Source organism: Phenylobacterium sp. (assembly GCF_046590535.1).
Lineage (GTDB): Bacteria > Pseudomonadota > Alphaproteobacteria > Caulobacterales > Caulobacteraceae > Phenylobacterium.
The window spans coordinates 1-5,648 of record NZ_JBKJTG010000226.1; the positions used below are offsets into that span (position 1 = coordinate 1).

General features: G+C 69.1%; 5 protein-coding genes. 3 read left to right on the plus strand and 2 right to left on the minus strand.

The window, feature by feature from the left end; all coding sequences use genetic code 11:
- Positions 1 to 2,228, minus strand: a 2,228-nt coding sequence (locus tag ACLL81_RS13700) for a DNA translocase FtsK (RefSeq protein ID WP_411288913.1), incomplete at its 3' end; no start/stop codon positions are given.
- Positions 2,229 to 2,375: 147 nt separating this feature from the next.
- Between ACLL81_RS13700 and ACLL81_RS13705 the strand changes: the two genes are divergently transcribed.
- The gene (locus ACLL81_RS13705; protein WP_411288914.1) at positions 2,376 to 2,780 is read left to right on the plus strand and encodes a hypothetical protein; all 405 of its coding nucleotides are present in this window, start codon (positions 2,376 to 2,378) and stop codon (positions 2,778 to 2,780) included.
- 1 nt (position 2,781) lies between these two features.
- Here the strand turns inward: ACLL81_RS13705 and ACLL81_RS13710 are convergent, their stop codons facing one another.
- Positions 2,782 to 3,675: a dienelactone hydrolase family protein gene (locus tag ACLL81_RS13710; protein ID WP_411288915.1), complete on the minus strand. Its 894-nt coding sequence runs from the start codon at positions 3,673 to 3,675 to the stop codon at positions 2,782 to 2,784.
- A gap of 96 nt (positions 3,676 to 3,771) precedes the next feature.
- On the opposite strand from ACLL81_RS13710, the gene ACLL81_RS13715 reads away from it, so the two are divergent.
- Positions 3,772 to 4,254: a hypothetical protein gene (locus tag ACLL81_RS13715; RefSeq protein ID WP_411288916.1), complete on the plus strand. Its 483-nt coding sequence runs from the start codon at positions 3,772 to 3,774 to the stop codon at positions 4,252 to 4,254.
- Positions 4,255 to 4,445: 191 nt separating this feature from the next.
- Positions 4,446 to 5,648 (plus strand): molecular chaperone DnaK (dnaK, locus tag ACLL81_RS13720; protein WP_411288917.1); only part of this gene is annotated, 1,203 nt, incomplete at its 3' end.

The following is a 5,648-nucleotide window of genomic DNA, read 5'->3' on the forward strand; positions in this document are numbered from 1 at the left end:
TAGCCGATCTGCAGGCGGCGCTGGATGTAGCTGGTGGAGGCCTTGCCGTCGCGGGTGACCACGGCCACGGCGCGGTCGTAGAGGTCGGAGCCGTCCCCTTCGCCGCCCAGGCCAAGATCGCCGCCCTCGCCGTCCTCGTCGGCGCTGGCGGTGACCTCTTCCAGGTAGGAGGGCTGGCCCTGGCCGCGCAGGAACTTGGCCACGGCCTCCACCTCGCCGTCGGAGACGAAGGGACCGTGCAGGCGGGTGATGCGGCCGCCGCCGGCCATGTAGAGCATGTCGCCCTGGCCCAGCAGCTGCTCGGCGCCCTGTTCGCCCAGGATGGTGCGGCTGTCGATCTTGGAGGTGACCTGGAAGGAGATCCGGGTCGGGAAGTTGGCCTTGATGGTGCCGGTGATCACGTCCACCGACGGCCGCTGGGTGGCCATGATCAGGTGGATGCCGGCGGCCCGGGCCATCTGGGCCAGCCGCTGGACGGCGCCTTCGATGTCCTTGCCGGCGACCATCATCAGGTCGGCGACCTCGTCGATGATCACCACCAGGAACGGCATCGGCTCGGGGTTGATCTTCTCGCTCTCGTAGATCGGACGGCCGGCGTCATCGAACCCGGTCTGCACGGTCCGCTCAAAGTGCTCGCCCTTGGCCAGGGCTTCCCTGGCGCGCTCGTTGTAGGAGGCCACGTTGCGCACGCCGATCTTCGACATCCGGCGATAGCGGTCCTCCATCTCGCGCACGGTCCACTTCAGCGCGACGATGGCCTTCTTCGGGTCGGTGACTACGGGCGCCAGCAGGTGCGGGATGCCGTCATAGACGCTGAGCTCCAGCATCTTCGGGTCGATCATGATCATCCGGCACTGGTCCGGGGACATCCGGTAGAGGATCGACAGGATCATGGCGTTGACCCCCACCGACTTGCCCGAGCCGGTGGTGCCGGCGATCAGCAGGTGGGGCATCTTGGCCAGGTCGGCGATGTACGGCTCGCCACCGATGGTCTCCCCTAGCGCCACGGGCAGGCTCTGGGTCCCGCGCTCATATTCGGGCGCGGCCAGCAGGTCGCGCAGATAGACCGTTTCGCGCCGGGCGTTGGGCAGCTCGATGCCGATGGCGTTGCGGCCGGGCACCACGGAGACGCGGCAGGCCGCGACGCTCATGGGGCGCGCGATGTCGTCGGAGAGCGCCACCACCCGGGCTGACTTCACGCCGGCGGCCGGGACCAGCTCATAGAGGGTGACCACGGGCCCCGGGCGGATCTGGTCCACCTGGCCGCGGACCCCGAACTCCGCCAGCACGCTTTCCAGCAGCTGGGCGTTCTGGCGCAGCGCGCCCTCGTCGAACTGGGCGGCGCGCGGCTTGGGCTTGGCCAGCATGCCCAGCTCCGGCAGGGCGAAGCCGCCGGGCTTGAGGAATTCGAAGGTGGACTGGGCCTCGCGCTGTTCGCGGGGGCTTTCCTTGGGGGGCGCCTTGGGCGGCTTGACCTTCAGCTCGGCCTCTGCGGCGGTCTGCGGCGCCGGATCCAGGGCCGCTGGCGCAATGCCGCGGTGAGCCTCGCGGCGGGCGACGCGGGCGGCGCGTTCCGGTTTCACCTTCAGCTTGGGCTTGGGCTGCATGGCCAGGCTCAGAGCGTCGCCGGCGGCGCGCAGGTCCAGGCGGCTCAGGCCGATGGCGTAGCCAAGGCTGCCCAGGGCCACGGCGGCCAGCAGACCCGCGGACAGGGCGCCGGCCATGGGTATGTGGCCATAGGCGAAGAGGCCGGTGAGGCCCTGCGCGAGCGCGTCGCCCCAGAAACCGCCCAGGCCCTTGGCCAGCGGCCAGGCGGCGGGCGGCGCGGGCCAGGCCAGGGCGCCCGCTAGCGTCAATACGCCCATGAGGCCCACCAGGGCGCGCAGGCGAAGCTGGCTGCGCCCGGCGTCGGGATCGGGAGCGGCTGCCCGCGACAGGCCCAGGACCACCAGGACCAGGGCCGCGGCGCCCGCCGCCATGCCCAGGGACTGCACGCCGATGTCGGCCAGGGTCGCGCCGGCGCCGCCCAGCGCATTGGTGGCGGCGGCCGGACTGGCGGCGTTCAGGCTGGGATCGGCGGCGTTATAGGTGGCGAAGGCCACCGCTAGGCCCACGCCGGCCGCGGCGGTGACGCCCCCCCGCAGCCGCGCGGTCGCCTGGTGCGACCAGGCGAGGCCCGCGATGTGGGCCACGAGCTCCACGCCGGTCTTCCGCGCCACCCGCGCCATCCGCAACCCCTTCGACCCGAACGATCCTGCCCATGTGCGGCCCACACGGTTAATGGGCGTTTACTCTGCGTGGCGGACCGGGTTGCGGCGCGATGCCGCTTCCGCTGTGCCGGTCGCCGCATTAGGGTCCGGGGCATGAACTGGTCCATGCCCCGCCCGGTCCTCAACGTCGTCGCCGGCCTGATCGGCGCGAGCGCCGTGGGCGCCTTCACCTTAGGCATCGTCACCGCCCCGGCCCGCGGCCGGCTGCCCGGCGAGCGCGCCCAGGGCGACGGCGGCCAGGCCATCCAGGCCACGGAGGCCACGCCCCTGGGGTCGGAACGCATCGAGGGCCCGCCCGCGCCGCCGGAACTGACCGAGGAAGAAAAGGCCAAGCTCGAGGAAGAAAAGGCGAGAAAGGCCGAAGCCGCCGCGGCCGCCCGCCTGGCCGCCGCGGAAATGGCGAAGGCGACGGTGGAGGCCCCGGCTGCGCCGCCGCCCCCGCCGCCCCCGGACAAGGTGGGCGAGATCCTCGAGAAGGCGGCCCCGCCCCCGGAAGAGCCGCCGTTCTAGATCAGGCTTTTAGCGGCTTCACCCCATAGCGGGTGAAGTGCGCCAGCATGCGCTTCCAGCCGTCGTCGGCGGCTTCCTTGTTGTAGCTCGGCCGGTAGTCGGCGTGGAAACCGTGCTGGGCGCCGGGATAGACGACGATGTCGCTGGTGGTCTTCCCCGCGGCCTTCAGCGCCGCCTTCATGGCGTCCACGTCTTTGAGCGGGATGCCGGTGTCTTTCTCGGCATAGAGGCCCAGCACCGGCGCCTTCAGGTCGGCGACCATCTGGATCGGGTGGCGGCCCTGCGGATCGCTGGCCGACGGCGTCGATGGCGGGACCAGCCGGCCGTACCAGGCCACGCCGGCCTTGAAGTCTGCGAACCGCTCGCAGGCCTCCCAGGTGACGTTGCCGCCCCAGCAGAACCCGGTGACCGCCAGTCTGCGGCGATCCACGAAGGCGCTGGCCTTGAGGAATTTCAGCGCCGCGGCGATGTCGCCGGTGACCTGGGCGTCGTTGGCGGTGGCGGCGATCTTCATGATCGCCGGGAAGTCGGAGAGCACCGACGGATCGCCGGCCCGGATGAAGAAGTCCGGCGCGATCGCCACATAGCCCGCCTTGGCCAGCCGGCGGCAGGTGTCGCGGATATATTCGTGGACGCCGAACACCTCGGAGACCACCAGCACCGCGGGATGGCGGCCCTTGCCCGCGGGCCGGGCGAGATAGGCGGGGATTTGCCGGTCGGCGGCGGAAAGCTGCACGGTGGCCGTGACGATGCCGCTCTCGTCGGTCTTGACCGGCTGGGCCTGGGCGGAGAACGCCGCCACCGCATAGCCGCCGGTCAGCGCCAGGGCGAGGTTGCGGCGCGACAGGTCGAGGTCGCCGGGCTGGGTGCCTTCGGGGCGGGTGAGCGTGACCATGGGGGTTCTCCGGATGACAGGCGGCGATCCTGCGCTGCGAGCCCGCGGGAAGTCAAAGCCAAGGAACTTCCCGCCCGTTCGTCCCATATGAGCATGATGCCCCTGACCGCACGCATGCCGCCGTTCGCCAGGCGCCGCCTCACCTCCGGGGAAGCGGCGCTGGGCCATGAGATGTTCGGCGCGGGGCTCGATCCCGGCCGGGTGAGGATCCTGGCGGTGCCGGTGTGGAGCCGGGCGTTCGTTGGGGGGCCGGGTCTGATGGTCTGGCCGGCCGCCGCCTCGCGGCTGGATTTCGCCGCGCCCGACACCGCGCTCTCCACCCAGGCGATCTTCGTCCATGAGCTGACCCACATCTGGCAGGCGCAGAACGGCGTGGCGCTGCTGCGGGCCAAGCTCAGGGCCGGGGACAGCGCGCAGGCTTACGCCTACGAAATCGCCGGCCAGGACGACTTCCACCGCCTCAACATCGAGCAGCAGGCCATGGTTGTGCAGCACGCATTCGTGGCCTCCCGCGGGGGCCAGGCGCCGCTGGCGGCCCAGGTTTACGCCGACTGCCAGCCGGCCTGGCGGCGCGGCTGAAGCCATCTCCTTGCCTGCATTAGGGACATTCGCCCTTGCAGCCCCCCCAAATTTCCCCATATCGGCTGCGACGCCGGTTTCCGCATCGGAAGCCGGATGGAACTCAATCGAACCGGGGGCGTCGCAGACCAGGCGCTTCATCTGAAGGCCACCCCGCGGCGTTCGCCAACAAGAAGTGAGCAAGACTCCCTATGAGCAAGATCATCGGTATCGACCTCGGCACGACCAATTCAGTAGTGGCCGTGATGGAGGGAGGCGAACCGGTCGTGATTACCAATCCCGAAGGTGGGCGCTTGACGCCTTCCGTCGTCGGTTTCACGAAGTCGGGTGAGCGTCTCGTCGGCCAGGTCGCGAAGCGACAGGCGGTGACCAACCCGGAAAACACCGTGTTTTCCATCAAGCGCTTCATGGGCCGTCGCGGCGATGAAGTCTCAGAAGAATCCAAGATGGTGCCGTACCACATCGTCGCTGACGGTGATCACGTGGCGGTGAAGATCGACGGCCAGCCGAAAGCGTTCACCCCGCCGGAAATTTCGGCGATGGTGCTCCAGAAGATGAAGCAGGCGGCCGAGGATTACCTCGGTCAGAGCGTGACGAAGGCCGTCATCACCGTGCCCGCGTATTTCAACGACGCGCAGCGGCAGGCGACCAAGGATGCCGGCAAGATCGCCGGTCTCGAAGTGCTCCGCATCGTCAATGAGCCGACGGCGGCCGCGCTGGCGTACGGGCTCGACAAGAAGAAGAACGAGACGATCGCGGTCTATGACTTCGGCGGCGGCACGTTCGACATCTCGATCCTCGAAGTCGGCGAAGGCATCGTCGAAGTCAAATCCACCAACGGCGATACGCATCTTGGCGGCGACAACCTCGACCAGCGCGTGATGGACTGGATCACCTCGGAATTCAAGAAGCAGGAAGGCATCGATCTCAGCAAGGACCGGATGGCGCTTCAGCGTCTGAAGGAAGCGGCGGAGAAGGCCAAGATGGAACTCTCCACCGTGATGGAGACCGACGTCTCGCTGCCGTTCATCACGGCCGACGCGACAGGTCCGAAGCACTTGGCGATGAAGTTGACGCGCGCCAAGTTCGAATCGCTCGTCGATGACCTGCTCCAGAAAACCGTCGGCCCGTGCAAGCAGGCCATTGCGGATTCCGGCGTGCAGGCGAGCGCGATCGACGAAGTCGTGCTCGTCGGCGGCTCGACGCGCATTCCGAAGGTGCAGCAGATCGTCAAGGAACTCTTCGGCAAAGAGCCGCACAAGGGCGTGAATCCGGACGAAGTCGTCGCGATCGGCGCGGCGGTGCAGGCCGGCGTGCTCTCGGGCGAAGTGAAGGATCTGCTCCTGCTCGATGTGACCCCGCTCTCGCTCGGTATCGAGACGATGGGCGGCGTG

Excerpts from the sequence above, each read along its gene's own strand:
- ACLL81_RS13710 (WP_411288915.1), bottom strand. The coding sequence starts at position 3,675 with ATGGTCACGCTCACCCGCCCCGAAGGCACCCAGCCCGGCGACCTCGAC.
- ACLL81_RS13705 (WP_411288914.1), top strand. The coding sequence starts at position 2,376 with ATGCCCCGCCCGGTCCTCAACGTCGTCGCCGGCCTGATCGGCGCGAGC.
- ACLL81_RS13715 (WP_411288916.1), top strand. The coding sequence starts at position 3,772 with ATGCCCCTGACCGCACGCATGCCGCCGTTCGCCAGGCGCCGCCTCACC.